The 25,416-nt window shown below is 52.0% G+C and carries 19 protein-coding genes and 1 pseudogene; 14 read left to right on the top strand and 6 right to left on the bottom strand.

Features of this window, described 5'->3' with window-relative positions; all coding sequences use genetic code 11:
• Window positions 1-73: 73 nt before the first annotated feature.
• The 4 genes and pseudogenes from ACSR9A_RS26700 to ACSR9A_RS26685 all read left to right on the top strand — a co-directional run bounded on the left by ACSR9A_RS26700 (window position 74) and on the right by ACSR9A_RS26685 (window position 5,674).
• Window positions 74-542 (top strand): annotated as a pseudogene (locus ACSR9A_RS26700) (SRPBCC family protein).
• A 202-nt stretch (window positions 543-744) separates the two neighbouring features.
• Window positions 745-1,329, top strand: coding sequence for a TetR/AcrR family transcriptional regulator (locus tag ACSR9A_RS26695; RefSeq protein ID WP_473761012.1), 585 nt, complete (start codon window positions 745-747; stop codon window positions 1,327-1,329).
• Between the two features lie 126 nt (window positions 1,330-1,455).
• The gene (locus ACSR9A_RS26690) at window positions 1,456-3,546 is read left to right on the top strand and encodes a YhgE/Pip family protein (RefSeq protein WP_473761011.1); all 2,091 of its coding nucleotides are present in this window, start codon (window positions 1,456-1,458) and stop codon (window positions 3,544-3,546) included.
• 202 nt (window positions 3,547-3,748) lie between these two features.
• A complete protein-coding gene (locus ACSR9A_RS26685) occupies window positions 3,749-5,674 on the top strand; it encodes an LTA synthase family protein (RefSeq protein WP_473761008.1) in 1,926 nt (641 codons plus the stop codon).
• 50 nt (window positions 5,675-5,724) lie between these two features.
• Here ACSR9A_RS26685 and ACSR9A_RS26680 read toward each other — a convergent pair whose 3' ends face one another.
• The 3 genes from ACSR9A_RS26680 to ACSR9A_RS26670 form a co-directional block, all read right to left on the bottom strand.
• Window positions 5,725-5,913, bottom strand: coding sequence for a hypothetical protein (locus tag ACSR9A_RS26680; RefSeq protein ID WP_473761007.1), 189 nt, complete (start codon window positions 5,911-5,913; stop codon window positions 5,725-5,727).
• A 612-nt stretch (window positions 5,914-6,525) separates the two neighbouring features.
• Window positions 6,526-7,011 carry a hypothetical protein gene (locus tag ACSR9A_RS26675; protein ID WP_473761005.1) on the bottom strand — a complete coding sequence of 162 codons (486 nt, stop codon included), beginning with the start codon at window positions 7,009-7,011 and terminating at the stop codon, window positions 6,526-6,528.
• A gap of 49 nt (window positions 7,012-7,060) precedes the next feature.
• The gene (locus ACSR9A_RS26670; protein WP_156182362.1) at window positions 7,061-7,249 is read right to left on the bottom strand and encodes a hypothetical protein; all 189 of its coding nucleotides are present in this window, start codon (window positions 7,247-7,249) and stop codon (window positions 7,061-7,063) included.
• A gap of 175 nt (window positions 7,250-7,424) precedes the next feature.
• On the opposite strand from ACSR9A_RS26670, the gene yunB reads away from it, so the two are divergent.
• Window positions 7,425-8,669 carry a sporulation protein YunB gene (yunB, locus tag ACSR9A_RS26665; protein WP_473761004.1) on the top strand — a complete coding sequence of 415 codons (1,245 nt, stop codon included), beginning with the start codon at window positions 7,425-7,427 and terminating at the stop codon, window positions 8,667-8,669.
• Between the two features lie 79 nt (window positions 8,670-8,748).
• On the opposite strand, the gene ACSR9A_RS26660 is transcribed toward yunB, so the two are convergent.
• From ACSR9A_RS26660 to ACSR9A_RS26650, 3 genes are all read right to left on the bottom strand, one after another.
• The gene (locus ACSR9A_RS26660; RefSeq protein ID WP_473761266.1) at window positions 8,749-9,237 is read right to left on the bottom strand and encodes a DinB family protein; all 489 of its coding nucleotides are present in this window, start codon (window positions 9,235-9,237) and stop codon (window positions 8,749-8,751) included.
• A gap of 30 nt (window positions 9,238-9,267) precedes the next feature.
• Window positions 9,268-10,209, bottom strand: coding sequence for a helix-turn-helix transcriptional regulator (locus tag ACSR9A_RS26655; protein ID WP_473761002.1), 942 nt, complete (start codon window positions 10,207-10,209; stop codon window positions 9,268-9,270).
• 212 nt (window positions 10,210-10,421) lie between these two features.
• Window positions 10,422-11,483, bottom strand: a complete 1,062-nt coding sequence (locus tag ACSR9A_RS26650) for a M23 family metallopeptidase (RefSeq protein ID WP_473761001.1) — start codon at window positions 11,481-11,483, stop codon at window positions 10,422-10,424.
• Window positions 11,484-11,744: 261 nt separating this feature from the next.
• Between ACSR9A_RS26650 and lipA the strand changes: the two genes are divergently transcribed.
• From lipA to ACSR9A_RS26605, 9 genes are all read left to right on the top strand, one after another.
• Complete coding sequence (gene lipA / locus ACSR9A_RS26645) at window positions 11,745-12,653, top strand: lipoyl synthase (RefSeq protein WP_099519069.1); 909 nt, start codon at window positions 11,745-11,747, stop codon at window positions 12,651-12,653.
• Window positions 12,654-12,689: 36 nt separating this feature from the next.
• Window positions 12,690-13,469 (top strand): YutD family protein, encoded by a 780-nt coding sequence (locus tag ACSR9A_RS26640; protein ID WP_473760999.1) that lies wholly within the window; start codon window positions 12,690-12,692, stop codon window positions 13,467-13,469.
• A gap of 291 nt (window positions 13,470-13,760) precedes the next feature.
• Window positions 13,761-15,599: an IucA/IucC family protein gene (locus tag ACSR9A_RS26635; protein WP_473760998.1), complete on the top strand. Its 1,839-nt coding sequence runs from the start codon at window positions 13,761-13,763 to the stop codon at window positions 15,597-15,599.
• The gene (locus ACSR9A_RS26630; RefSeq protein WP_473760996.1) at window positions 15,596-17,437 is read left to right on the top strand and encodes an IucA/IucC family protein; all 1,842 of its coding nucleotides are present in this window, start codon (window positions 15,596-15,598) and stop codon (window positions 17,435-17,437) included. The genes ACSR9A_RS26635 and ACSR9A_RS26630 overlap by 4 nt, the downstream gene beginning before the upstream one ends.
• Before the next feature lie 5 nt (window positions 17,438-17,442).
• On the top strand, window positions 17,443-18,438 hold the full coding sequence (sbnA, locus tag ACSR9A_RS26625) for a 2,3-diaminopropionate biosynthesis protein SbnA (protein ID WP_473760993.1): 996 nt from the start codon (window positions 17,443-17,445) through the stop codon (window positions 18,436-18,438).
• Window positions 18,435-19,472 carry a 2,3-diaminopropionate biosynthesis protein SbnB gene (gene sbnB, locus ACSR9A_RS26620; protein WP_473760991.1) on the top strand — a complete coding sequence of 346 codons (1,038 nt, stop codon included), beginning with the start codon at window positions 18,435-18,437 and terminating at the stop codon, window positions 19,470-19,472. The genes sbnA and sbnB overlap by 4 nt, the downstream gene beginning before the upstream one ends.
• The gene (locus ACSR9A_RS26615) at window positions 19,417-22,629 is read left to right on the top strand and encodes an IucA/IucC family protein (protein ID WP_473760988.1); all 3,213 of its coding nucleotides are present in this window, start codon (window positions 19,417-19,419) and stop codon (window positions 22,627-22,629) included. The genes sbnB and ACSR9A_RS26615 overlap by 56 nt, the downstream gene beginning before the upstream one ends.
• A gap of 19 nt (window positions 22,630-22,648) precedes the next feature.
• Window positions 22,649-23,983, top strand: a complete 1,335-nt coding sequence (locus ACSR9A_RS26610; RefSeq protein ID WP_473760985.1) for an LLM class flavin-dependent oxidoreductase — start codon at window positions 22,649-22,651, stop codon at window positions 23,981-23,983.
• Window positions 23,980-25,341, top strand: coding sequence for an MFS transporter (locus ACSR9A_RS26605; protein ID WP_473760982.1), 1,362 nt, complete (start codon window positions 23,980-23,982; stop codon window positions 25,339-25,341). Before ACSR9A_RS26610 ends, ACSR9A_RS26605 begins: the two co-directional genes overlap by 4 nt.
• Window positions 25,342-25,416: the final 75 nt, after the last annotated feature.

Below are 25,416 nucleotides of genomic sequence, written 5' to 3'. Positions count from 1 at the left end.
AGGAAACAAGCTTTAAACTGGGCTATAAAGGTGCTATATTTTAGCTACTATAAAGCGAGCGCAGAGGTGACGAATGCCGATTATAAAGACTGAGCTATACATCAAGGCGCCCGCCCAGCTATGCTTTGATCTGGCCCGCAGCATTGATATCCATGCGGAATCGACTTCACAGACGAGAGAACGCGCGATTGGCGGCGTGACGCAGGGGTTAATTGAGCTAGGACAGTCTGTGACGTGGGAGGCTGTGCATTTTGGCATTAAGCAGCGGCTGACAGCGCGCATTTCCGTCATGGAGGCTCCGCATTATTTTTGTGGACGAGCAGGTTAGCGGGGCGTTTAAGCATTTTACACATTCCCATGAATTTATCATCTCTGGCGACGGAACCTTAATGATTGATACGTTTGATTATGCCTCGCCCTTGGGAGTGCTGGGAAAGCTTGCAGATTTGCTGTTTCTGGAGCGCTATATGCGGGTATTTTTGACAAGACGCAACCTTTATATTAAAAATGTCGCCGAGCAGCGCGCAGTAGCGGTGAAATGAATATAGAAATAACACTCGAAATAATGCTTGCAAAACAGATGCAAAACGCTTGAAAAAACATTTGAAAAAAAGATTTTACTTTTGCATTGCTGTGTGTTAAATTAACTTATGACCAATTGACCGAAAATGAAATATAGTCAATTTTGATCATTAAGCTGAACAATGAACGTTTGAAACGCTTTTTGCAAGGGAGGTAATGGGGATGGCGGTTGATCGCAAAACATTGATTTTAGAAGCGGCGGCGCAGTCGTTTGCACAGTTTGGCTATAAAGCGACGACGATGGATCTCGTATCCAAAATCGCAAATGTAGGCAAAGGGACGATTTACACCTTTTTCAAGACGAAGGAAGAGCTGTTTGAGGAAATTCTCGGCAAAGCCTTTGCAGAGCTGCAAAGCATTATGAACGAGGGAACGGAGCAGGACGCGGCGTTCGTCGACAATTTGTTTAATGTGCTTGATTCGATTCTCGATTTCCGCTCTGACCATGAGCTGGCGGTGAAGCTCTCCCAGGAGGTTCGAGACATTGGAACGGTGCAGGCGCTGGAGGGTATTCGCCGAATGGAGCAGTTCGCGCTGGACTTTCTTAAGCAGCAGCTGGAGCGGGCGATTGACAATGGCGAGGTGAAGCCTTGCAATCCTGAGATTGCCGCGTTTATGATTTTTCGGCTGTACATCGGATTGACGTCCGATTGGAATAAGCTGAGCGCGCCGCTGAGCAAGGATGAGATTAAACAAAATATGCTTTCCTTTATCACATATGGCATTGTAGCCGAGCCAGTAAAGTAATGGGCAAAGTCAAAGCAAGACGGCGATGCCTATTTTTTTGGGAGAAATTGACCAATAAACCGAAATGGTCATTGGTTCAATATATGAGCAGCATAGATCAGCATATTGAAAAAGGACGTGTTCGCGATGGGTGTATTTCAAGTGTTTTGGAAGGAAATTAAGCTGCTTGGCAAGAAGCCGATGGTGCTGCTGACGTTAGCGGGTGTTGCCCTGCTTCCGATGCTGTACAGCAGTTTTCTAGTAGAAGGCTCATGGGACCCTTACGGACAGACGAGCAAGCTGCCGGTAGCGGTTGTTAATCTTGACCAAGGGGCAGACTATGAAGGCAAGCAGTTGCATATTGGCGAGGATTTCGTCGATGAGCTGGGGAAAAATACTGACTTTAGCTGGTCATTCGTTACGCAGGATCAGGCAAAGACCGGCATGAGCAATAATCATTATTATATGACGATTACGATTCCTGAGCATTTTTCGCAGGATGCATCGACGCTGACGGAGGCTGAGCCGAAGCAGGCGGAAATTATTTTTGAGCCGAATAGCGATTATAACTTTGTAGGCGCACAAATCGGCAGCAGCGCAATGAAAGAACTGAAGTCGAAGCTGTCCGTGCAAATAACAGAAGCCTATACGCGCAGCATGTTTGAGCAAATCGATAAAATTTCCGATGGGCTTGGTAAAGCAGGCTCAGGTGCAACGGAGCTTCAAGATGGGGCAGGCAAGCTAGAGGGCGGCATTACGACGCTGAAAAAGAATCTGAACAAGCTGGCGAGCGGCACAGCGGACGTTCAGATAGGTGTGAAGCAGCTCGCGAGCGGCGCGGGCGACCTTGCCAAAGGCGCAGGTGCGCTGAAGTCGGGAACCGCGACTTTGTCGAGCGGGCTCAGTGAGCTGTCTGCGGCCGCTGCCAAGCTGGATGCAGGGGCAAGCAGCGCGCAGGATGGCGCTGCTAAGCTTGAAGCTGGCTTGCAAGCGGCAAGCGTTGGAAGTGGGAAGCTGTCCGCTGGCTTGACGGCTTCGGAGAAGGCCAGCGCGCAGGTTGCGGCCGGCGCAAGCCAGGTCGCTGACGGTTTGGCGCAGCTCGTAGCGAGCAGCCCGGAGCTGCAAAGCAATGAGCAGCTGGCAAAGCTGCTGGCGGCTAGCCGCCAAGTGGCGTCCGGCAGCGAGCAGCTGCATGACGGACAGAAGCAATTGCTAACCGGCAGCACAGAGCTTGCGAAAGGACAGAAGCAGCTGCTGGATGGAGCAGCTAAGCTTAGCAGCGGACAGCAGGAGCTGGCTAAAGGGCTGCATACCTTCAGCACCAAAATGAAGGAAGCTGCGGCAGGCGGCGAGAAAACAGCAGAAGGTGCCTCAAGCCTTCAAGCAGGCGCTGCAAAGCTGCAAACGGGACTTGGAAAGCTGAACGGCGGCGTTAGTGAACTGGCCGACGGCTCGAAAAAACTTGACGATGGCGCAGGCCAACTGGCCGATGGCTCCGTGAAGCTGGTTGACGGATCGGGCGAGCTTGCGAGCCAATTAAATGAAGCGGCTAGTAAATCGTCAGACGTGCAATCAGGAGACAGCACGGTTAGCATGTTCGCTGCTCCAGTCAAAGTGACAGAAAACACCGATCATAAGCTAAGCCATTATGGACTGGGCATTACGCCATATTTCCTGTCACTGGCGCTATTTATGGGAGCGCTCGTGTTTACTACGGTGTTCTCTTTGAGAGAGTCTGGCATTGCCAGTGCTACACCTATGCAGCGTTTTGTCAGCCGGACGCTGACGTTTACGATGGTCAGTCTCGTGCAGTCGGTCATTGCCGACACGGTTCTGCTATACGTCCTCAAGCTCGAAGTTCACAGCAAGCCATTATTTTTCTTATTCACAATTATAACAAGCCTGACCTTCACTTGGATCGTACAAATGCTCGTCACATGGCTTGATAACCCGGGCCGCTTTGCGGTCATCGTGCTGATGATTTTGCAGCTTACTTCAAGCGCAGGAACGTTTCCACTGGAGATGCTGCCGGACTGGATGCAGAAGGTAAATCCTTGGCTGCCGATGACACACAGCATTATCGGCTTCAAAGCGATTGTAGCAAGTGGAGATTATGGGGTAATGCGCGAGCAAATGTTGATTTTAGGCATCTTTGCGATTATTGCGCTCGCCTTGACCTTCCTGTATTTCTTTCGCCAGACTGGCAAAAATGAACAATTACAAGCCATTACCGCATAATGAAGCAGCAGAATAAATGAAGAAGAATAATCGGAAGGAACCTCCTCTTTCATTCAACTCGCAAATGCGTTAATATAATCTTAACAATTATCGTTAAGGAAGCGGCCATCACGTGTTGATGGCTTCTTTTTTTTAAATATAAGCATTTATAAGTTACACATTTATCATATTAACGTGGAATGCGAGAGAGTGAGTGAGGCTTATGCAGCAACTGATGTTTGGAGAAAATAAGCAGCGGTCGCCTTTTTTTCTTGTTTATGCAGCGCTGCTGCTCAAGCTGGCGTTATTTCGCTATTTTATTTTTGATACGATTGCAATGAGAGATGTGGCGATGGACGGCCTAGGCTTGCTAGGCGTGTTATTGTTGTTCGAGCTGGTTGCCCCCGGCAAACGCAAAGGTGCTCTTTTTTTACTCGTTAATGCGCTGCTGTCGCTGCTGCTGTTTGCCTCGACGGTTTATTTTGATTATTATGGCTCGGTGCCGACGTACAATGTGCTTAAGTCGATTAATCAAGTCGGTCAAGTGCGGGCAAGTGTTCAGTCGTTAATTCAACCTGTCTATTTCGCTTATTTTCTTGATGTGGCGATTTGGCTGGCGGTGTATGCAGTAAGGCGTTTTCGAACACGAAAAGTATATGAATACAAACGTATGGGAAGAGTGTCGGTGCTGCTTGTCGTGCTAATCGTCAGTACATCGTTTTTCAGCCGCCAGGTTTATATGGATCAAACGATTGTAAATGAGCTGGAGCGGGCGAAAAATCTCGGGTTTATCGGCTTTCAGGCATCTGCGGCTTGGCAGGCTGGCAGTGAAGCCATCGAGACCGAAACCGGCAGCTTGCCAGAAACGATTACTGAAATTAATGAGCTGCAAGCAAGCTATCCTTATGCTGATACGGGAGCTAATAAGGATGTACAAGCCAAGCAAGCGGAGAAACAACCTGTTCAATTTGGTAAGGCAGCAGGTAAAAATTTAATTGTCCTGCAAATGGAGGCCTTCCAAAACTTTCCGATCCACCTTAAGGTGGACGGCCAGGAAATTACGCCGACCATTAATCAGCTGGCGGATGAGGGCTATTATTTTCCTCATGTGTATCAGCAAATTGGCCAGGGCAACACATCGGATGCCGAGTTTATGTCGAATACATCGATTTATCCGGTCGGCAGCGAAGCGATGTCAAAAGGGTACGGGGACCGTGCGTTCCCAAGCCTTCCGAAGCTATTGCAGGAGCAAGGCTATGATACTGCCACCTTCCATATTAATAACGTGACGTTCTGGGATCGCGACAAGCTGTACCCGGCGCTTGGTTTTAATGCTTATTATGATAAGCCCTATTATACGAATGACCAATTTAATGATTTTGGCGCCTCGGATGAGGAGCTTTACCGGGTTGGAGTCCAAAAGCTTACCGAGATGAAGCAGCCGTTTTACGCGCAGTTCGTTACAACGTCCAGCCACTTTCCCTTTAAGGTGCCGGCTGACCGCGTAACACTAACGCTGCCGGATTCGCTTGCAGGCACTCAGCTGGGCGACTATTTGACGGCAATCCATTATACCGATTACGCCATTGGCACATTGATCAGCAAGCTTAAGGAGCAGGGATTGTGGGACAATACGGTGCTGGTTATGTACGGCGACCACTTCGGCCTGCAGCCTGACAAAATCGATCCAGAGCAATTTAAGACAGAGCTTGGCATGACGTATGATGCACGGCTCAGCCGCTTCAATATTCCGTTTATCGTTCATATGCCGGGCGGTGTCAAAGGCGGCAAAGGGCAGGTAGTAGAGCAGGTTGGCGGACAGCTGGATATGATGCCGACGATTGCTAATTTGCTTGGTCTTCAGCCGGAGCTGTCGGGTGCTACACTGTTTGGCCATGATCTGCTGAACATCAATCGGAATGTGCTGGGGATGCGTTATTATTTGCCGAGCGGATCATTTTTCAATAATGATATTTTGTTCGTTCCCGGCAAAGGCTTTGATGACGGCACCGCTGTATCGCTTGATACGATGGAGCCAGTTCCCAATTTTGAGCAGTACCGCAGAGACTATGATTATATTATGAAGCTCATGAGCTTATCTGATAAATACGTGCGAATGCTGCCAAAGCGTGAGCTTGAGGCAAATTAATGATAATAGATGAGTGAGATAATTACTATTTTATTGTAAAAAAGCTCCGCCTATTGGCGGAGCTTTTCACAATTACTATTCGAATTTTTCCACTTTTCAATGGCTTCGCTAACTTCTTTATCGCGTTGTTCGTCTTTCGGTCCAGGTATAGTCGGGGAGACTTCATAAACATTGAAACGAGTGTCTGCTATATCTATGCGTCCTCTGCGGGAGCTTCTTACAAAGTTGCTGCCGTTCATTTGAAATCCACCACCTTTAATTTAAGTATAACCTAATAAGGTTAAACCCAGCAACGTTAGGAATAAACATACGACTGCTGCCCATAGAAACAGCACCATATTCATTGACGTAATGATGAATAAGTCCACTTTTTGCTTCAAAAGCTACAAATCCGTCACCACCTTGCTCAATATGTCGCTGAGCAGCATAAGCAAATAGATGGTGGGCCACGAATTTATATTTTTCTTTTGCTCCACGATTATGTGGTGCCTTTTCAATTAAGTGTATTTGGTCGCATTCCTTTTACATCATCTATACTCATTTTTGTTATGTATATTGGAATACGGTAGCCTGTCTCGTTTTCTATAAGCATAAAACCACCTCAAGAACTATCATACCATCAAAAATAGTGGGATTCAGGAAGAATTATCTGAATTACATCATGAAAAGCACCTCCAGCGCTGCGCTGTATTGCCGCAGCTGGAGGTGCTTTTTTCAAAATATAGGAAAGCATATGATTTCGCCATACTTTCTCTATTTTTCGGACTGAAACGCGCCGCGCCGCCAGAGGACGGCGGAAGCCGTTTCACCTTGGCTTTTTTGAAAAAGAAAACGGCAGAACAGGCAGGCGGCTACTCCCGCGAAAAGCCTTCCTCTTCCAAATATTCGACAGCCTCTTCGTAAGTTTCGAAGGCCATCTCCAAATTAACTCCCTCGTAGATCATCCAAGTATCTTCCTCAAACCGTACTTGAAGCGTCTGCGAATCCTCGTTAACCCATTGCTGATCGGAATTAGCCCGTTGTCTTCTGCGCTGTGCTCTCGTCAGCGGCACTTCAGGCTTGAACGATAGCGATTTGATCGCTTCGGCAATTAATGTGCGAAGCGCAGGCTCATCCAGGCTGCGAATATTGACGAGGCCCTTGTCGTCGATGTCATAGCCTTCCAGCAGGGCGGCATAAACGAAGCCATTGCCGTTCGGATGCAGGTGGTAAACGACATTTTTGCGGTCGTACACGCTGTCTGCATATTGAAAATTAACGCGTCCAAGCGATACATCGCTGCGCTCCAGCTCGGGAAAGGACGTAATGATTTCAAGCTTTTGTTCAAAGGTTAGCATAATTTCCTCCATCGTTGAATCCAGTTTACTTTAGCGTAAAGGGCGCTGGCTACAGATGCGCCTTGTTGACCTGTTCGTTGCGTACCATTTGCTCCAGCTTGTCGACGAGAGCTTGATGCTCAGGCGGCAGCTTCCGCAAGCCGAATAACCGTTTGGCTTTGTTTTGCTTCAGCGTCTTCAGCATATACAGCTTCTCCCGATAGGTGAACATGGGTACCAACCTCCAATCCAATTGCACCGTAAGTTCCTCCATTATATAGGCTTCACCGTCAGGATGAAAGCTATAACCTGAACAATGGAGCTTTTTTGCGAGGGGTAAGGCGGCGCGGGCGGCTTTTCTTCTTTTTTATCCGAGCCAAGCATAAGCTTGAAGACAGAGTGGGACGATCCTTAGGGCGGGAGGCGATAGAAGCATGGCAAGATGGGGGAGAAAATGGGGACTGCTTCAGCTGTTGAACCGCAATCGAAAGCTATCCTGGCCTGGACTGCCGCTGCGGCGGGTGAAGACGGTCAATTGGAGCAGCCGTGGAAACTCAAGCGGAAATGCAGGAAGCCGCAGCGGCACAAGCTGGGGCAATGGCAAGCGATCTGGCGCAAGTGTTAGCCGGCCCAAGAGCTGGGGCAGTGGCAAGCTTGCCAGCGCAAGCATGAGCTGGCCTAAAAGCTGGGGCAGAGGGAGCCGTTCTAGTCCCACCGCTAGTCGCCCCAAAAGCTGGGGAGTGAGCAAGCCGCTGTTCGGTAAGGGCAGCAGCCATAGCGGTTTTGTGGCAAAATCGCAGTCTGGGCGCACTGCAGCCCGCCAAGCGACCTATGATGCTTTTCAGCCTGGACAGTCACAGTCTTCTGGCGGAGGAAGCTGGGGCTCGCGGCCAAAGTCGCCAAGGCGGAAGCTGAAAATATGGACTGCCATTATTGTGCTGACACTGCTCATTGGCGGCATTCAGTCTTTTTTATACGTAGATAAGCATTTGCGCGAGCCGCTTACAAAGGTTGCCCAATTGCGAATCAAGCAGGTAGCAACGCAAGCGATTAATAAAGCGACGACGGAGCAGGTGGCGAGCCAATCCGAGTTTGAGAAGCTGGTAGATTGGAAAATGAACAGTAACGGCAAAGTGTCAGGCTTTATGCTGAACTACAATGAGCATACGAAAATTAGGGCGCAGACCATTGAAACGGTGCAATCGACGCTTGCGGATCTTAAGGAAATTCCCGAGCATATCCCGATTGGCAATGCGCTGGGCAGTCCGCTTATCGCGTCGTATGGTCCCCGTGTTCCCGTGAAATTTGAGCCGGTCGGCGCTGTTAAAGTAGATCTCAGCACACGGCAGCAAAATGCGGGCATTAATATGATTTTGATTGAGGTGTACATTCATATCGTCGCGGAGGTTGCAATTATTATCCCATTCGAAACGGAGCCGCAAATGGTGGAGACGGAAATTCCGATTTCCTATTTGCTCGTCGTTGGCGACGTCCCGATGTATTATTACGACAACAAAGGCAATCCAGTAGGCAACTCTGCCCCTGGCGCCCCTAATATTGCATTGCCTTTATCAAAAGGAACCGGAGTGACGCAGCCATCGGACGGCAGCATGCTGGAGGAGCAGCTCGAAGCGCCGACACTGCCTGCGCCGAGTGCGGAGAATGAGAGCGAGCATTAAAAATAAGGAAAGCCACTGATGTAATCACCAGCATCAGTGGCTCATTAGGGATTCATGTTGTTTCATTGTTAAGCAAAAATTACATGTACAGCATGAAGAAATTTAAGTCATGCCCGTTTTGCTTCAAGTAGTTGTAAAGCTGCGAGCGATGGTGGAACGTATGGGTAACGACCTCAATAAGCCATTTGACCTGAACCATGCCATGCTCCAAATAATAAGCTTTAGATGATTGATTCAGCAGCTCCTCCTCGCTTAAGGAAAGGATATACTGCTTGAATGTTTCAAGGTTGGTTTGAAAACGCTGAATCAGCTCGTCTGGGCTCGTGATGCCAGCGGCTCCATTTTCAACCTCTGCAACTTCATGCTCTGTCTTCTCCTGCAAAATGGCAAGATCGCTCGCCGGAATAGCTACCAAATGATGAACGAGCTCAAGCAGGGAACGCATATTGTCCTGCGGGCGAAAGCCCCATTCGGATGGCTGGATTTGGGCAATTAAGGAACAGCTTGTCCGAACGGACAGCTCTAATTCCTCCAGTAAATGATCTCTAACTGTAAATGTTCCTGACATCATGTATCGTCTCCTTGTTTGGTCGATTATTTATTCATGTTGTTCATAGCGGGCAGCGAGCTGGCACACTCGTTGATAGATCGCTTTTCGCAGTGCAGGCGGCTGCGTCACTTCGGCATCCATGCCGATATAGGTGAAAAATTGAACGGCCCAGTCCCATTCGGACATGGGCAAATCCATTTCAAGCTGCCACAGCTGGCTATCGACCTGCTTGACCAGTTGCCCGAAATGAGGGTCCTGCTCGGCGAGTAATGCTCCCCGATACGTTAATTGAGCAGCGATGTGAACGAGCTTCATTGCACCGGGCTCCGCCGATATAGCCTTGTCCAAGTAGGCTGAGGCCGCTGGCGGCGGCTCGATGGGCTCCAATTCCACAAAACGGTCAACGCGGAATGTGCGCTGCTCTTCATGCAGTAAGGAATAAGCCTCACAATACCAGAAGCCATGCGCTGTGTAGAGCCGGAGGGGCAGCAGCTCAAGCGATCTTTGATGCTGCTCGGAGCGATAGAAGGCGCGAATCCAGATCGATGTTCCTGCATATTGCAGCAGCTTCTCTAGTAGCGGCGTTTTGTAGCTCCGTTCGGGAATCGAAATTTCTAAACGATCCAAGATCGGCTCTATATGCTGCAAAATATGCTCCGGCATGGTGGCCCGAATTTTATCAATAGCTGTAAAACGTGCTTGGTTAAAAGGGGTGTCGGCCATTTTGGTCATGGCATTCAGGGAAAATAACACAGCGAGTGCTTCCTGCGAATCGAAATGCAGCGGCGGCAGCTTATAGCCATCCATTAGTCGGAAGCCTCCAGCAGGTCCCGATAGGGCATACAACGGTATTCCCATCTCGGCTAGCGCCTGCATATCGCGAAGAATCGTTCGTTTGGATACCTCCAGCTTGCTGGCCAAAGCCTGCGCTGTCTCGGGCCGCTGCTGCAAGGCCATCATAATGGCAATGAGGCGATCATTCCTTTTCAAACGGAGCCTCCCTCCCTTTTTAACCCAGTATAGCATGCCATTAGTGACAACATGTTTGTCATCATTAAATCAGGCTACCAATAAAAATAAAGCGAAAATTATGCTGCCGCCTATGAAAAAAACCGCTAGCTGCCGGCCAGCGGCCAGCAATTAGCGGTACGGATTTTCTCGGAATGAAACGCGCTGTGCCGCCAAGGAAGGCGCCAGCCGTTTCACCTTGCTCGTCGCAGTTCTTCGCGCTCCCATGCCTTCAGCAGCGGGTACGGATCAAAGGACCATTCGATGAGTCCGCGGTCGCGGTATATGCCGTAGTGAAGATGGGGCGGGAATTTGCCCTGGGTTCCCGGCTTGCCATAGCCTGAGCTTCCGACCCAGCCAATCACTTGTCCCGGCTTGACTACCGTTCCAGCGGTCAGCGATTTGTCGAAACCGGATAGGTGCGCGTAATAATGGTAATAATTGTTGAGATCACGGATGCCAATGCGCCAGCCGCCGAACGGGTTCCAGCCCTTCACCTCGATAATGCCGTAGCAGGTGCTTTTGACCGAGAGGCCGTAGCCGGCGAACAGATCGGTGCCTTCGTGGCTGCGTCTGCCGCCCCAGCTGCGGGCGTTTCCCCAAGTGCTTTTATACGAATAGTTATGCCCGACAGGCAGCGGAAAAGCATGCTCAAACAGATCCAGCCGCCCAAACGCTTCATAAATACGCGCAAACTGCTGAATGCGCTGGACAGAGCGGCTGTTATGATAATATTCCCATAGCCCGATGGCCAAATCATCCGCGGTCGTTCCATGCTGCAAAATTTTGCTTGCTATCGCATACAGCAAATCGGAATCGTTGGTGCGTTCCGCTTGCCCGTCGCCATCACCGTCCCGGCCAATGCCGTTGAACCAGCGAATGGAAAGCGGTGATATGTCGGCTTTATTCGGATTCAGCAGGCCGCTCCATTGATCCTGCTCAATAAAGACGCCAACGGTTTGGCCTAGAAGCGGCCGCGATTTCGGGCGTGCGCTGGACAGGGTGCGCTCATATTGATCGATAGCGGCAAGCTGCGGCCAGGGAATGCCCGTCATCAAGCTTAACTTGTCATATAACGTTTGCCTGTTGGCGAACACTTCGGCAGCTTGGGGTGTGGACTGGGCTGGCAAAAGGCTTTCATCCTTATGCTCAGCAGGCCGGGATGCCGAATGGGCATGCCCCAAGTGCCCGGTTATGAGGCAGGCGGAAAGTGTGAGTGCTGCTGCAAATCGCACGGTCTGTTTCAAGCTGTCCATCCTTTCTGTAGCTGTATGGCTTGATGGTTAGGTTTTGCAAATCATTGGTTTTTATGCGAAGCATGTACACTCGTTATCCATCGTAAATCTGTATAGCTTTTATCTGAATTTCGAATGAATCTAATGTGTGATAACGTGCTACATAGGGAAGAAACATGCTATAATAGCGAAAGTGATACGGCCAGGACTTATTTTGAAATGCAGCCATTGTTGCGTTTAAGGGTAGGGCCTTGTTAAATGGAGTGAAAGCAGGGATGCCGGATGAAACCAACCAAACAAACAGAAAAACTGCCGAAGCCGGATTGGCTTCGCATTAAATTAACGACTGACGGCAATTATGCCGAAATTAAAGACATGATGCGCACCAAGACGCTGCATACGGTATGCGAGGAAGCGCGCTGTCCAAATATTTATGAATGCTGGGCGAATCGTACAGCAACCTTTATGATATTAGGTGACATTTGTACGCGGGCTTGCCGCTTCTGTGCGGTGAAGACGGGTATGCCAACGGAGCTTGATACACAGGAGCCGGAACGCGTTGCTGAAGCAGCGGAGCAGATGGGTTTGCGCCACTGCGTCGTAACGTCCGTTGCACGCGATGATTTGAAGGATGGCGGCGCATCTATTTTCGCCGGAACGATTCAAGCGATTCGCGAGCGCGTTATGTTTTGCCGCGTCGAAGTGCTCATTCCGGATTTCCTAGGCAATGAAGCCGCGCTTCAAGTGGTAATGGACGCGAAGCCTGATATTTTGAACCATAATATTGAAACGGTTGAGCGCCTTTCTGACCGCGTGCGTGCCCGGGCCAAATATGCCCGTTCACTGGAGCTGCTTAAACGCGCGAAAGCGATGAATCCGAAAATTCCGACGAAGTCGAGCATTATGCTAGGCCTTGGCGAGACGTTTGAAGAAATTTTGAAAACGATGGATGATTTGCGTGCGGTGGATTGCAACATTTTGACTTTAGGCCAATACTTGCAGCCAACGCCAAACCATCTGCCGCTAGTTCGTTACGTGCATCCCGATGAATTTGCCGCTTTGAAGGAAGAAGGATTGAAGCGTGGATTCCGGCATGTTGAGTCCGGCCCGCTCGTTCGCAGCTCCTATCATGCGCATGAGCAGACGGATTCCGCTGTTGCCGCTGAAGAGCGCGAGCTGAGCAGCGTATAAGGCTTGAACTGAAGCTTCGAGAGGTGGGAAGTCGTCTTGATTCAAATCGGTGGTAAAATATATGAGCTTGTTCATGAGAACAGAAATGGCTGGAATCAAGAGGCCTTTCGTGCCCGCTACAGCGAGGTGCTGGAGCGGTATGATTATATCGTTGGCGACTGGGGCTATAGCCAGTTGCGCCTGAAAGGTTTTTTCAAAGACAATCATATGAAGTCAACTCGTGATACGATGTTCTCCTATGCGTCGGATTACATTAATGAATATTGCAACTTCGGCTGCCCTTACTTTGTGCTGGAGAAGACCGGAAGCGTGAAGCAGTCTCCCGAGCTTGAGGAAGTGGACGAGGAGGATGCACTGACGGCTGATCTCAACGACAAGCTGTTCATGGCGCTGGAGGAAGCTTTTCAGACGGCTGGGCAGGAGGAGGATGGCCTCGTGCAGACGAATGCTCCGGCAGCCAAGTCTCCTGGTGAACCACGTGCTCTGAATCAGGGTCAGAAGCAAAGCCAGCAAAGTCAAAGCCATACTTCGCGCGGCAGCTCCGGCAATCGCAGCGAGGATTCTGCGCAGCGCAGCGGTGGCAAGCAGCGTGAGCGCCGCAGCTACCGGCCGAATGGCGGCAGTAGCGGGGGCGTAGAGCGTGCAGATCGCAGCGGCGGCAAGAAGCCGCCAAGAGGACTTGCGGCAAGCAAGGAAATCGCCGCTTCCGCTGAAAGCAATGAAGGGGCGCCGGCTCAGCCGCAGCGCCAGAAATCGCCTTATCGCGGCAAAAACCGCCCGCCGAAACCGAATCATTCCGAGCCAACAACGGAATAAGCAGGCCCATATACAGGTGTAGGTTTAATAAAGCAGGAATGCTGGAGTTCATCCAGGTTCCTGCTTTTTTTTTTGCAAATATAAGAATTTATAAGTTGTAGCTTATAAATAGGACTTATATTTCTCGGACTGAAACGCGCTGCGCCGCCAAAGGACGGCGACAGCCGTTTCACCTTGGAGGGGCAGCAATTGGTAAAATCGGACAAAATGCTACATGGACGGTCGCAGGCGTTGTCGATATCATTGATAATGAAAATCAATTAAAAATTCCAGGAGGTGCTTCAAACGGGAATGGCTTACGCGAATAAGGCAGCAATAGGCGAACTGGCAAGCTCACAGGCTTTTCAGAGGGCGAGAAGGCGGGTGTTCACCCAACTGATTGAAGCGCTCGTATTTGAAAGTCTCCCCGTTTTCACATGCACAGAGCAGCGGGATGGCCAGCTGGAAATACTTATTTTCGGTCGCGATGATCAAGAGCGGCCGGTCCATTATAGCTGCCAAGGCAGAAAAATGCTAAGTTTTGGGAAAATAAAGCTGACGAACAGCATCATAAATCGCCTTCAGGATGGAAGGCAGGAAGAGGCGCAGGATATTGCCCTCTTTCTGGAGGAAATGGCCCGCTCGCTTGCTGAGGCACCTAGCCAGATCAGCGCCTTTGCCGCAGAGCTGGAGCAGACGCTGCTGAAGGAAGCCGCTGCCTTGCAGTGGGTAAGCGAGGAGGAGAGCAATAAGCGGGGCGGCAGCCGCAGCTACGACGAGCTTGAGGGAGATGTGCTGGAAGGGCACCCGTACCATCCATGCTTCAAGTCGAGAATCGGATTTTCGATGGCTGATAACGAGGCGTACAGTCCGGAATTTCATCCGCAGTTTCGGCTGCTCTGGCTCGCCGTCTGGCAGGAGGATGTGGAAATGACGTCGTCCGAAGGGATAGATGGACGCGGGCTTATCCTTGCAGATGTTGGCGCGGAGCTGCTCACGCAGTGGGATCAGCGATTGGAGCAGAAAGGCAGCGAGCCAAAGGATTATGTATATATGCCTGTACATCCATGGCAGTGGCGGGAGGTGCTCTCCGGTTTATTTTTCAAGGAGATCGCTTCAGGAAAAATCGTCGTATTAGGCGAAAGCCGTCACCTCTACTCGCCACAACAGTCCATTCGTACTTTAGCTAACCGCACAGAGCTTAAGGGGCTGTCGATTAAATTGCCGCTAAGCATTCGCAATACATCATCGATGCGGACAATTAGTCCGCGGCATGCGAGGAATGGTCCGAGATCTTCGGCCCGTCTTGCGGCTATGGTGGCGGGGGATCGGTATTTGAGCGAAACGCTGCGGCTGATTTTATTGCAGGAGCGGCTCGGTGTTTCTTATCGTTATGAACGGCTTCCACAGTCCGTGCGCGGGCGAGCAGAAGGAACCCTTTGCGCCTTATGGCGGGACAGCGTCCATCTTTATGCAGATCAGGGTGAGCAGGCGGTTCCATTTACGGCACTATGCCATGTTAGGCAGGGCGGGCAGCCCTTTATCGCGCCATGGGTGCAAGCGTCGGGAGTAGAGGTATGGCTTCACCAATTGCTCAGCGTTGTTTTGCGTCCGCTGCTCCACTTGTTGTTCGCTCATGGGGCCGCAGTTGAAGCGCATGCGCAAAATCTCGTGCTGCTGCATCGCAGCGGCGTACCGTCGCGGCTCGCCGTAAAGGACTTTTCCGGCGGCGTATTATTTTATAACGGAGAAAATGCGAACCCTGCGGCATTACCGGAAACGGATGTTAAGCATGAGGTTCGGGACGTGGTGCATAACGCTTTGTTTTTTGTGAATTTGGCGGAGCTGGCTTTGTTTTTGAATACGCATTATTCATTCGCGGAGCAGCATTTCTGGCAGGCGGTTGCGGATGCGATCGGCCAGTATGAACGGGATTTTCCGCAGCTGGCAGAGCAGTTTCAGGCCTATAATCTGTTTGAAAATCAAGTTTTCGTCGGGCTGCTTGCTGCCCGCAGGCTGCGAGGAGATGGCGGAGAGCGGGATCACTGGATTGCGAATGCCTTGGCTGGCTACCGTGACAGTAATCGCAAAGCTGACCGTGAAGCTCGCCGTGACCAATCGGACTGCATAGAGGAGGAGAACAAGAAATGAAGGCACTTGAGCTGACGCAGCCCGAGGCGGGGATAGTGGAGATTGTCCATTCGGAGGCTTATCCGCCAGCGCGGCGGCGTGTATTCCGCCAGCTGCTGGAGGCGCTGCTGTATGAGCAGATGATTGCTTACGACAGCGTTATCGCTGCTGATGGAGCAGAGGAGATAACGATTACAGGAATGGATGCCGAGGGGCGTCTCGTCTATTATCGCTGTGCATTCAGGCGCAAGCTGAGCTTCGGCAAGCTTCGCTTAACCGATCAGCCGCTGTTTAGGCAGGCAGCTGAGCATCAGGATGGAATCGGGCAGGAAGCCGAGGATATTGCGTTATTTTTGCAGGAAATCGTTTCTGCGATGGTGGAGGAGCCGCGGTACCTAGAGCGCTTCACGCAGGAGATCGAGCAGACGCTGATCAAGGAAGCGGCTGCCCGCAGTCACCGCCTGCTGCATCCGGTTAGGGGCAGCCGGGAGCTGGCGGATTTGGAGGGCGACGTTATTGAGGCGCATCCGTATCATCCGTGCTTCAAATCGCGAATCGGCTTTCAATTGGAGGATAATGCGCAGTATGGCCCGGAATTTCATGGACGGTTTCAGCTGGTGTGGCTAGCGGTCCATAAGGAGGATCTGATTTTCGCCGTATCCCAAGATCGTTCATGGGCGGAGCATATTGCCCGTGAGCTTGGCGAGGAGACTGTTGCAAGGTTTGTACAAAAGCTGGAGCAGCAAGGGCTTGCGGCGGCGGAATTTACGTTCGTCCCGGTTCATCCCTGGCAGTGGCGGGAGAAAATCGCTCCCCTATATTTCCGGTTCATGGCCAGCGGGCGTATCGTTGTGCTCGGCGAAGAAGGAGATCATTATTCTCCGCAGCAGTCGATCCGTTCGTTGTCCAATCGCAATAATCGGCTCAAAAATAATGTCAAAACCGCGATCAGCATCGTCAATACATCCGCTGTACGCCTTCTCGGAACGCATCATGTAACGAATGCGCCGATTTTATCGGATTGGCTTGAAAGCATTGTGGCTGGTGACCGCTATTTGCGCGATGAGCTTAAGCTCGTGCTGCTCAAGGAGCATGCGGGCGTCTCCTTCCGCTACAATTTATTGCCAGACCTTGTACGGGCCGCCGGCTATGGAACGCTTGGCGCTATATGGCGCGAGAGCGTCTATGTCCACTTGGAGGAGGGCGAGGAAGCAGCACCGTTCACCGTTTTATGCCATATTGGCGCAGACGGCAAGCCGTTTATCGACAGCTGGGTGCAGCGCGAAGGACTTCGAAGCTGGCTGGATAAGCTGCTTTCAATCAGCATGCTGCCGCTCATTCATCTGCTGTTCGAGCATGGCATTGCAATGGAATCGCATGGTCAAAACTTAGTGCTCATTCACAAGCAAGGTGTGCCTTCGCGAATTGCGCTTCGGGATTTGCCTGGCGGTGTGCGTTTCCATACTCGCGATGGCGAGCAGGAATCGAGACCTGAGCATTTACTGGACTCCGATCCGCTGCATCCTAATAGCTACAGCACGTCGCCTATGGAAACGAATAATGTTCAGAAGATTCGCAATTTTCTGATGGATTCTTTTTTGCAAATTATGCTGGCTGACCTTTGTCTCGTTCTGGAGGAGCATTACGGGCTTCCGGAAACAGCGTTTTGGCAAGCCGCTGCGGGGCCGATCCAAAGCTATTTGAGCACATTCGGTCTGCATAAGGCAGAGCGCTATGATCTATTTGCTGAAACGATAGAGGTCGGGCAGCTAACGAGGCGCAGGCTGTTCGGCGAGCATGTGATCCGCAATCATGCTGTCGCCAATCCGCTATACCATATGAGAGAAACGGGAGTGTGAACAAGATGAATGTGAAAACGGTGCACAAGCAAGAGGCAGGAGTGACCTCCGTAGTAGATTGTGTGGGCGGAACACCGCTCGTTCGGCTGAAAAGAATTTTTCCAGACTCAAGCGTCCGGCTGTTCGCCAAGCTGGAGATGATGAATCCGGGCGGCAGCATGAAGGATCGATCTGCGCTGTATATGATTGAGCAGGGCTTCGAGAGCGGCTTAATCGGGCCGAATACGCATTTAATCGAAAGCACCTCCGGCAATCTCGGCATCGGGCTGGCAATGGTTGCGAAGATCAAGGGACTGAAGCTAACCTGTGTCGTCGATCCGAAAATATCAAAAACAAATTTGCAAATTATTAAAAGCTTAGGTGCCAACATTGATATGGTGACCGTCAAGGATGAACAGGGCGGCTATCTCAAAACGCGGATTCAGCGGGTCAATGAGCTGCTGGGCCAAATTCAGGATTCCTACTGGATCAATCAATACGCCAATGAGTGGAACTGGAAAGCCTACTATTCTACTGCGGCGAGTGAAATTATAGAGCAAATTGATGAAAAAATAGACTATTTGGTTTGTGCGGTCAGCACGACTGGCAGTATTTTGGGCTTTGCCCGGCGGCTGCGCGAGACAAATCCGCATATGAAAGTAATTGCAGTGGATGCGGCAGGCTCCGTTATTTTCGGCGGTCCGCCGGGAACGAGAGAAATTCCTGGCATTGGCGCAAGCCGCGTGCCGGAGCTGCTCAGCAGGGATGAAATCGACGAGGTCATCTATGTGCGCGATTTGGAATCGGTAGCCGGCTGCCAGCAGCTGCTTGGACAAGAGGGGATTTTTGCTGGGGGCTCTACAGGGTCAATTATTGCTGCATTGGGCAAGCTGCTGCCGTCTATTTCTCCGTCCTCGACGATTGTTACCGTATTCCCCGATCGTGGGGACCGTTACATGGATACGATTTATAACGACGATTGGGTTAGTATGCTTGAACAAACAGGAGGAGCATTAGTATGAATAAAATGCTGTATTTGAATCGTGAGGATATTCGCCGGGCGGGAGGCGATTCGTCAGAGCTGTATGTGCAGGCGGTCAGCCATGCGCTTGCGCTGCATGCGGAAGGGGATTTCGTACAGCCGCTGAAGCCGTATCTGCGCGTCAATGAACAGAGCGGCCATATTGCCGACCGAATTATCGCCATGCCCGCACATTTGGGTGGAAACGAGCCGGTATCCGGTATTAAATGGATCGGAAGCAAGCATGACAATCCATCCCGGCTTGGAGCGGAGCGGGCCAGCGGCGTCATTGTACTGAACGATCCACAGAGCAATTATCCGGTAGCGATACTGGAGGCGAGCTTGATTAGCGGCATGCGCACTGCAGCCGTTACCGTTATTGGCGCCCGTTATTTGGCGAAAAAGCAATTTGCCGCTTTAAGCTGCATCGGCTGTGGCGCAATTGCCGGCATGCAGATGCAGGCGATGCTTGAACAGTTTCCAGCTATTAAGACGCTGCAGCTTTATGATTTGAACGCAGCGGCGGCGGAGCGTTTCGCTCAGCGCCTTCGCGAGCGCTTCAACCATGTGGATATTACGGTTGCGGGGAGTGCAGAAGAGGCTGTGCGCAGCGGCGAAGTGATCGTCACCTGCACGGTCGCCGACCAGCCGTATATTCCGTTCGATTGGCTGCAAAAAGGCGCTTTCGTCAGCAATATTTCGATTATGGATTTGCAAAAGGATGTTTTTCTCCGCGCGGACAAAATCGTCGTTGACGATTGGCAGCAGGCGAACCGGGAGAAAAAAATTATTCATCAGCTTGTCACGGAGGGCAATTATTCGCGCGAGCAGCTGTATGGCGAGCTGGGCGAGCTGGTTACTGGCCGGAAGCCAGGACGCGAGAACGATGAGGAAATCATCGTGCTCAATCCAATGGGCATGGCTATTGAGGACATTGCTAGCGCCGCGGAAATTTATCGGAAGGCGAGAGAGGCGGGCATTGGCAGCGAGCTGGAATTGTTTGGCGCTGAGCAAGCTGCGCCATCTGCAGGGTGATGCTATGAGTGAACGGAAAACAATCGCGGCTCCGCCGGCAATAGCGGAGCAAGCACATGTGGAGCGGCTGCTCAATGCGTATATGCGGGAAGCGGGACATTTTCGCCCGCTTCTTCATGCGGAGCAGCAGCTGCCAACGGAGCTACAGGCAGCTGTCGCTCGTGAAGGAGGCCTTGGGGCATTTATGCTGGAGCTGCCCCATTCCAGCGGGGCAATTGTCGGTTCTATTCGCTGGCTATCAGCGATGGGCCATCACAAATATGGCGACTCGCTGTGGCTGGTGGAGGGAACAGGAAGGGCGGCTCGTCATGCCCCGTTCAGCAGGCTGGCTGGTGCAGCTGGGCTAGCAGCGATTATTGTGGCCGAGCTCGCGCTTGCGAGCGGAAGCCGAGATGCAAGCAAAGAAGAAGCATTTCTAGCGCAAATTGCTAGCTCATTAAGCAATATGAGCCATTTCTTAGAGGAGTCAGGCAGTGGCGGAATCCAGCTTGCGAGGACGTATGGTAGCGGGCGAATAAGGCTGGCAGAGCAGTCGATGCTGCAGGGCCATCCGTTCCATCCTGCTCCGAAAAGCTCGCAGGGATTTACGGCGGACGATAAAGTCCGCTACGCTCCGGAGCTTGGCGCTGGGTTTACGCTGCATTATTTTGCCGCTGAGCCGGAGCTCGTGCAGCAGCAGTGGATTGGAGATCAAGCAGTGGGCGAGAATAGCGATTCGGTTACCCCTGAGAAGGTTCGCCTAGCCGCACTGAAGCTGCTGCCTGCTGCTCGCCAGCACTACGTTCTTATGCCGGTCCATCCTTGGCAGGCGGAGTACTTGCTCCGCTTACCTGTGGTCGAGCGGCTCATGGAGCAAGGCGGACTTGTGCATTTGGGCCCGCTAGGAAATGAAGTGGTGCCGACCTCATCTGTGCGCACCGTTTGGGATGTTCAAAGCCCTTATATGATCAAGCTGCCGCTGCAAGTGCGTATTACTCATTTTGTGAGAAATAATCCAACAGAGCAGCTGGTCAGAACCATTGAGGCCAGCCGAATTCTCGCACAGCTGGAGCAAAGCAGCCCGTTTGGAGAAACGTTCACTATTATCCTTGAAGAAGGGTATCAGACGATTAATTTGCTGGAGGATGTGCCATCTGAATCACTAGAGGTTGGTATAAGCGCAACAGAAGCGGCGGAACTCGCCGCAAGCTTCGGTGTCGTATTCCGCCGCAACCCTGCTTATGTGGCGCCAGGGAATGAACCTGAAGAAGCGGCAAGCCCGCTAGTAGTCGCTGCGCTGCTTGAGGAGGGAGCGGAACCGAAGTCTGCGCCGATAGGCGCCTTCATCCAGCTTGCCGCAGATGCCCGGCAGGCGGCCCCTGATCTTTCCTTTGCCCAGCAATGGCTGGAGCGGTATGTTGAAATATCACTGGTACCGCTGATTTGGCTATTTGCAGAGCATGGAGTCAGCATGGAAGCCCATGTGCAAAACTCGCTAGTTGCATTAGAGCGGGGCTGGCCGGCACGTTTTTACGTCCGTGATTTGGAAGGGACTAGCCTTAGCGAAGAGCGGCATGGACAGCCAGCTTCCGGGAGGAAGTCCAGTTACGCAGCACGCGGGAACAGCTCTACTAGGCAGACTGCCTTTACACTGCCGCAGGGCCATCCGGCACTTTATGCAGACAAGCAAGCATGGGATCGATTTAAATATTATGTGCTGGTCAACCATTTCGGTCATCTCATTCATGCCATCGCTTATTCGCTGGATGTGGAGGAATTGGCGCTGTGGCGCACCGTTAATCATACACTTCGCCGTTCTTCATGGCTGAGCGGGGCTGAACCGTATATGACCGATTTATTTCAGACGCCTCAGCTGCCGGCCAAAGCGAATTTGTCCAGCTGGTTCAGCCAGCGGGGCGAAAATCCGTCCTATGTAACGCTGCCCAATCCGCTTTATGCGGTGGCAGAGCGCAGGGACGAGCCGATTGCTGCCTCCGTGCTGAAGCGGGTAATGTCGGATAAGCAGGAGCATGCCGATCAGCCCTATTGCGCTTATTTGTACCATTTGGCTGAGCTCCGACAGCATATTAGCCGCCTGACCGCCAGCCTGCCGAACTTCTGCCAGCTGTTTTATGCGCTGAAGGCAAACTCCGAGGCACCTATTATAGGAGCGCTCGCTCCTTATGTTCATGGGTTTGAGACGGCTTCCGCAGGCGAAATCCGCAAAGCGCGCGAGGTGGATGCTAGCATTCCGGTTATTTATGGAGGTCCCGTCAAAACCGATGAGGCGCTGATGGAGGCTATGGAGCGAAAGGTTCGCCATATTCATGTGGAAAGCAGGCATGAGCTGCTGCGATTGAATGACCTTGCCGCTCGGCGCGGGGAAATCATGCCGGTGCTGCTGCGCGTAAATGTAAGCATCCCTTTGCCGGATGCAAAGCTCGTAATGGCGGGACGGAAATCGCAGTTCGGCAATGATGAGCAGCAAATTCCCGAACTGCTGGAGCTGTCTCGCACGTTAAGCCATATCAAAATCGATGGTTTTCATTTCCATTCGCTATCGAATAATTTGAGCGTAGATCGGCATTTGGAGCTGCTCGCCTTTTATTGCCGCCGCGCTGCAGAGTGGACGCAGCAGTTCCATCTGAACATCGCTTACATCAATGTAGGCGGTGGAATTGGCGTCAATTATGCAGATTTGCTGCGCCAATTCGAGTGGGAACGGTTCACGGACGGGCTGCGGGAGCAGATTGCTCCGCTATGTGCGCCTGGCGTCAAGCTCGTATTTGAATGCGGCCGCTATATTGTCGCTTCTTGCGGCTATTACGCGGCGGAGGTGGCCGAGGTGAAAAATAATCATGGCAGCCGCTTCGCCCTGCTGCGCGGCGGTACGCACCATTTCAGGCTGCCGGCATCCTGGCAGCACAGCCATCCGTTCCGCATTATAGCGGTGGATAGCTGGCCCTATTCCTTCGAACGTCCGCAGCTGTCTGATAGCCGGGTAACGATAGCTGGCGAGCTGTGTACGCCTAAAGATGTGCTGGCGCGTGACAGCTATATCGAGCGGGTGCGTGTCGGGGACATTGTGTTATTTCCTTATGCAGGTGCTTACGGCTGGGCGATATCCCATCATCAGTTTTTGAGCCACGCGCAGCCGCAGCACATTTACCTTGATTAAAGAAACGGAGCTGAAAACGATGACCCAGACGAAAAAGCAGCTGCATCTGAATTTATTTCTGATGAGCACCGGCCATCATGAGGCTTCATGGCGGCATCCCGACAGTAGCCCGGAGAGGGCAGTCGATGTGCATTATTATGTAAAGCTGGCGCAGACCGCGGAGCGGGGCAAGCTGGATTCGATTTTTCTCGCCGATTCCTATGGCCTGCCGCCTACGATTCAATACAAGGTGCTTCAAGGGCTAGAGCCGTTTACGCTGCTGTCCGCGCTTGCGATGGCAACGAAGCATATCGGGCTCATTGGCACTGCCTCGACCACTTATAATGAGCCGTTTCATATTGCCCGCAAATTCGCCTCCCTGGATCTCATCAGTGGAGGTCGGGCCGGCTGGAATATTGTGACCTCTACCGGCAATACAACGGCTTTCAATTTCCGCGACGAGCAGCTTCCTGAGCATTCGATGCGCTATCGCCGGGCCGAGGAGTTTTTGCAGGTCGTCAAATCGCTATGGGACAGCTGGGAGGATGATGCACTCATCATCGACAAGCAGTCCGGCGTATATGCGAATCCCGAGCGAATAAAGCGGATTGATCATAAGGGTGAGCATTATGCGGTTCGCGGTCCGCTGAACTTGCCGCGCATGCCTCAGGGGCACCCGCTGCTTGTGCAGGCAGGCGCTTCGGATACGGGCAAGGAATTTGCCGCGATGGCGGCGGAGGCCGTATTTACAGCACAAAATACGCTGCAGGGCGGGCGCGACTTTTACAGCGATTTGAAATCGAGAATGGCTAAATACGGCCGCAGTACGGATAGCCTTTGCATTTTGCCAGGCTTCTGCGCCATCATTGGCGATACGGAAGCAGAGGCGAAGGAAAAGGAGCAGGAGCTGCATGAGCTGGTGCAAATCGATTATGGACTATATAGGCTGTCTAATTTATTTGGGATAGACCTTTCTGCCTATCCTTTGGATGGTCCGCTGCCCTATGCCGACTTGCCGCAAACCGAGCAAATCAATTCGCAGAAGGGCCGGCATCAAATGTTTATTGAAATGGCGCAGCAGGAAAAGCTCAGCATTCGCCAGCTCATGATGCGCACCGCTTCTTCACGCGGTCACTTCTCCATGGCAGGAACGCCGATACAAATAGCTGATGCGATGGAGCGCTGGGCAGTCGCAGGAGCAGCCGATGGCTTTAATTTAATGCCGCCTTCACTGCCGTCAGGGCTGGATGACTTTGTAGACAAGGTCATTCCTGAGCTGCAAAATCGCGGCTTGTTCCGCACCGATTATACCGGCAGCACACTTCGGGAGCATTACGGGCGCAGCGTAGAGGCACGGCCTGGCGTCCACGCGTGAAGGGGAAAGGGGCGCCAGCCGGAGCAGGTGGCGCAGACAAGGCAGCGGTTAACTGGCGGCTGAATCTCACCATTTTATGGCTCGGCAATTTTCTTGTTACGGGCAGCGCGACGATGGTCATCCCCTTTCTCCCGCTGTTCCTTGAGGATTTGGGTGTAAGCTCGGTCAGTGAGGCGGGGTTTTGGGCAGGAGCGATATTCGCCGCCCATTATGTGACCTTATTCATTTGCCAACCCATCTGGGGAAGAATAGCCGACCGCTATGGGAGAAAAATGATGCTGCTGCGAGCAGGCTTCGGCATGGCCATCGTCATTGCGATGATGGGCTTCGCTGAGGCGCCATGGCAGCTGCTGCTGCTTCGTTTGCTCAATGGCGCTTTTGCTGGGTTTTCACCTTCGGCAACTGCCATTGTATCGACGAATACGCCGAGCAGCCGAATGGGCTTTGCCATGGGCACGCTGCATTCCGGCAACATTTCCGGTACGGTCATGGGGCCGCTTATTGGCGGTTTGCTGGCGGAATGGCTTGGGCTGCGGAGTGTTTTTTTCATTACAGGCACGGTGATGTTTATGGCGGCACTGTTGACTGCTATCGTCGTGAAGGATCATTTTGTGAAAAAAGATCACCACTCCGAGCAAAATGTGTCCACGATCGGCGGCTTTCTCGTGTTATGTCGGGTTCGGCAAATTCCCGCGCTGCTGGCGGTCAGCGTCATGATTCAGTTTGCGCTGACCGGATCTCTGCCGTTTATTCCGCTGTTCGTCAAGGAGCTGCATGGCGAGGCGGGCATGCTGGCTTTATATGTAGGGCTGGTCAGCTCGGTTACGGGCGTGTCCAATATGATTTTTGCGCCGCTGCTCGGCAGGCGCTCTGACCGAACAGGCCCGCACCGCATTTTGAGCTACTCGATGCTCGGCGCATGCGTAGTCGTACTGCTGCATTATTTTGTCGCTTATTATTGGCAGCTGCTGCTGCTGCGGTTTTTGCTGGGCATGTTCATTGGCGGGCTCATTCCGACGGTTCGAACGCTCATTAAGCAGTATGTGCCGAAGGGGATGGAGACGCGGGCATACAGCTTTGATACGAGCGCAGTCAGCCTGGGGGCTGTTCTTGGGCCCATCGTGTCTGGGGCAGCTTATGGCTACGTAGGCATAAGGGGAGTTTTTCTCATGTCTGCCTTTCTCATGCTGCTCAATGCCGGCTGGAGCTACAAAATGCTTGGAGGCAGCAGCAAATCCAGAAGCGATGCTAGAGCAAATCCCGAAACTCCTTCTGACACGATTGCCACTCCTGAAAATAACGCTGCTACGCCCCAACCTGCGGGCGAAGCATTCAAAAAGCCTATGCAGCCGCGCTAGCGCGGCCGCATAGGCTTTTTTTGAAATATAGAGAAAGGATACCCTAGCGCTATCCCATCTCTATATTTCTCTTAA

Source organism: Paenibacillus sp. R-74696 (genome assembly GCF_055814915.1).
Note: the sequence above shows the minus strand (reverse complement) of the source record. Positions and strands in the feature narration are given on the sequence as shown.

Excerpts from the sequence above, each read along its gene's own strand:
- ACSR9A_RS26630 (WP_473760996.1), top strand. The coding sequence starts at position 15,596 with ATGAAGGCACTTGAGCTGACGCAGCCCGAGGCGGGGATAGTGGAGATT.
- ACSR9A_RS26610 (WP_473760985.1), top strand. The coding sequence starts at position 22,649 with ATGACCCAGACGAAAAAGCAGCTGCATCTGAATTTATTTCTGATGAGC.
- ACSR9A_RS26680 (WP_473761007.1), bottom strand. The coding sequence starts at position 5,913 with ATGAACGGCAGCAACTTTGTAAGAAGCTCCCGCAGAGGACGCATAGAT.
- lipA (WP_099519069.1), top strand. The coding sequence starts at position 11,745 with ATGAAACCAACCAAACAAACAGAAAAACTGCCGAAGCCGGATTGGCTT.
- ACSR9A_RS26675 (WP_473761005.1), bottom strand. The coding sequence starts at position 7,011 with ATGCTAACCTTTGAACAAAAGCTTGAAATCATTACGTCCTTTCCCGAG.
- ACSR9A_RS26695 (WP_473761012.1), top strand. The coding sequence starts at position 745 with ATGGCGGTTGATCGCAAAACATTGATTTTAGAAGCGGCGGCGCAGTCG.
- ACSR9A_RS26635 (WP_473760998.1), top strand. The coding sequence starts at position 13,761 with ATGGCTTACGCGAATAAGGCAGCAATAGGCGAACTGGCAAGCTCACAG.
- sbnB (WP_473760991.1), top strand. The coding sequence starts at position 18,435 with ATGAATAAAATGCTGTATTTGAATCGTGAGGATATTCGCCGGGCGGGA.
- ACSR9A_RS26660 (WP_473761266.1), bottom strand. The coding sequence starts at position 9,237 with ATGTCAGGAACATTTACAGTTAGAGATCATTTACTGGAGGAATTAGAG.
- ACSR9A_RS26685 (WP_473761008.1), top strand. The coding sequence starts at position 3,749 with ATGCAGCAACTGATGTTTGGAGAAAATAAGCAGCGGTCGCCTTTTTTT.
- yunB (WP_473761004.1), top strand. The coding sequence starts at position 7,425 with ATGGCAAGATGGGGGAGAAAATGGGGACTGCTTCAGCTGTTGAACCGC.
- ACSR9A_RS26650 (WP_473761001.1), bottom strand. The coding sequence starts at position 11,483 with ATGGACAGCTTGAAACAGACCGTGCGATTTGCAGCAGCACTCACACTT.
- ACSR9A_RS26690 (WP_473761011.1), top strand. The coding sequence starts at position 1,456 with ATGGGTGTATTTCAAGTGTTTTGGAAGGAAATTAAGCTGCTTGGCAAG.
- sbnA (WP_473760993.1), top strand. The coding sequence starts at position 17,443 with ATGAATGTGAAAACGGTGCACAAGCAAGAGGCAGGAGTGACCTCCGTA.